Annotated in this window: 2 protein-coding genes; both read right to left on the reverse strand. The window is 73.3% G+C overall.

Annotated features, from left to right (window positions below; translation table 11 throughout):
• A partial coding sequence (locus ACFWW9_RS46075; protein ID WP_390389994.1) for an RNA polymerase sigma factor occupies positions 1–1703 on the reverse strand: 1703 nt, incomplete at its 3' end.
• 4 nt (positions 1704–1707) lie between these two features.
• Complete coding sequence (locus ACFWW9_RS46080; protein ID WP_390389996.1) at positions 1708–2028, reverse strand: YciI family protein; 321 nt, start codon at positions 2026–2028, stop codon at positions 1708–1710.
• Positions 2029–2106 lie beyond the last annotated feature (78 nt).

Here is a 2106-nt window from a genome sequence, read left to right on the forward strand (position 1 = left end):
CAACCGACCCACGTGTCACCGACGCGGGCGCGGCGGTCGTCGAGGTCCAGGTCCTGGACGTCGAGCGACAGCACCGCCGACACGTGCGCCGCCGACTCGTGCAGGAGCCGCCACAGCGTTCGTTCCCGCAGCGGCACGTCGAGGCTCCACAGCTCCTCCAGCCGTTCCGCGGTCAGTGACGGCGTGCGGGGGCGGGTCTCGGCGCGCCGGTCGAGACCCGCTGCCAGGTCGCCGAGCGAGGCCCACGCGCCGAACGACCGGATCGTGGAGCGGTGCCGGTTCCACGTCGTCGCCGCCGCGCCGCCCCACGCCGTGGCGAACACGCGGGTCACTTGGTCGGCGGTCAGCTCGGCCAACGGGGTCCGCTCGCCGACTGTCCGGCACAGCCGCCGCAGGGTCTGCCCGTACGAGCGGACCGTGGCGGCGTCCAGGTCGTCCCGGCCGAGGAAGTCCCGAGCCGCCTCCCCCACCGTCGGGCCAACGGTCTCGTCCACCGCCACCTCGTCGGCGCGGCGGAGCAGGAACGCCCGCTCGGCCTCGTTGCGGGCCAGCGCCGCGGCGCGGTGGAACTCCGAGCGGGCCTCGGCGTGGCGGCCCACCCGGCGCAGCAGGTCGCCGCGCACCCCCGGCAGCAGGTGGTAGTCGCGCAACGCCGGGTCGTCGGCCACCTCGTCCACGAGGTCCAGCCCGGCCTGCGGACCACGAGCATGACCGACCGCCACCGCGCGGTTGAGCCGCACGACCGGCGTCGGCAACACCCGCGCCAACGCTTCGTAGAGGGCCGCGATCTGCACCCAGTCCGTGTCCTCGGCCGTCCGCGCCTGCGCGTGGCAGACGGCGATGGCCGCCTGGAGCACGTACGGACCGGGCGGTCCGCCGACCTCCCGCGCCCGCAGCATCGCGGTGAACCCGCGGCGGATGAGCAGCTGGTCCCAGCGGCCGCGGTTCTGCTCGTGCAGCTGGACCGGCTCGCCGGTCGGGCCGGTGCGCGCGGCGGAGCGGGACTCCTGGATCTCCATCAACGCGACCAGCCCGTGCACCTCGGCCTCGTGCGGTGCCAGTTCCGCGAGCAGCCTGCCGAGCCGCAGCGCCTCCAGGCACAACCCCGGCCGCAGCAGGTCGTCCCCGGAGGTCGCCGAGTACCCCTCGTTGAAGATCAGGTAGATGACCCCGAGCACCGAGGACAGCCGGTCGGCCAGCTCCGGGCCCTCCGGCAGCTCGAACGGCACGCCCTCCTCGGCCAGCGTCCGCTTCGCCGCGGCGATCCGGCCGGTGATCGTCGGCTCGGTCACCAGGAACGCCCGCGCGATCTCGGCCGTCGTCAGGCCGCCGATCAGGCGCAGCGTCAGCGCCGCACGGGCGGGCGCGGGCAGCACCGGGTGGCAGGAGACGAACATGAGCCGCAGGACGTCGTCCTGCCGGGCCTCCGGCTCGGGCTCGCGGGCCAGCAGCTCGTGCTTGCGCTCCAGCCGTTCGGACCGCCGGAGGTGGTCGACGGCCCGGCGCTTGGCGATGGCGGTCAGCCACGCGCCGGGGTTGTCCGGGACGCCCGTCGCGGGCCACTGCTCCAGCGCGGCGACGAGGGCGTCCTGGGCCAACTCCTCGGCGAGGCCGACGTCGCGGACCATCCGCGTGAGACCGGCGACGATCTTCGCCGACTCCAGCTTCCAGACCGCGTCGACCGTGCGGTGGACGTCGGTCATCCGGTCACGCGAAGACCTGCTGGATCACGCTCACGCCGTCGCCGACGATCTTGCGGAACCGGCGGCACATCTCGATCGCCTCCTCCTTGGTCCGCACCTCGACCAGGGCGAACCCGGCCACGGACTCCTTGGACTCGGCGAACGGCCCGTCGGTCACGGTGATCTCGTCACCGACGGACGTCATCCGCACCCCGCTGGGCTCCAAGCCGCCGGTGGCCAGCAGGACGCCGGAGGCGGTCATCTCGTCGATGAACGCGGCCATCTCGGCGAACAGCTTCTCGTCGGGCTGGGAGTCGTTCGCCATGGACATCATCAGGAAGCGCATCGGAGTTCTCCTTCATCGGTCGCTGTCGGGCTACGACTGGACGTCGAACGGCCGATGTGACAGGGAATGGTGCCATTC

Origin of the sequence: Umezawaea sp. NPDC059074 (assembly GCF_042738955.1) — a bacterium.
Taxonomy (GTDB): domain Bacteria; phylum Actinomycetota; class Actinomycetes; order Mycobacteriales; family Pseudonocardiaceae; genus Umezawaea.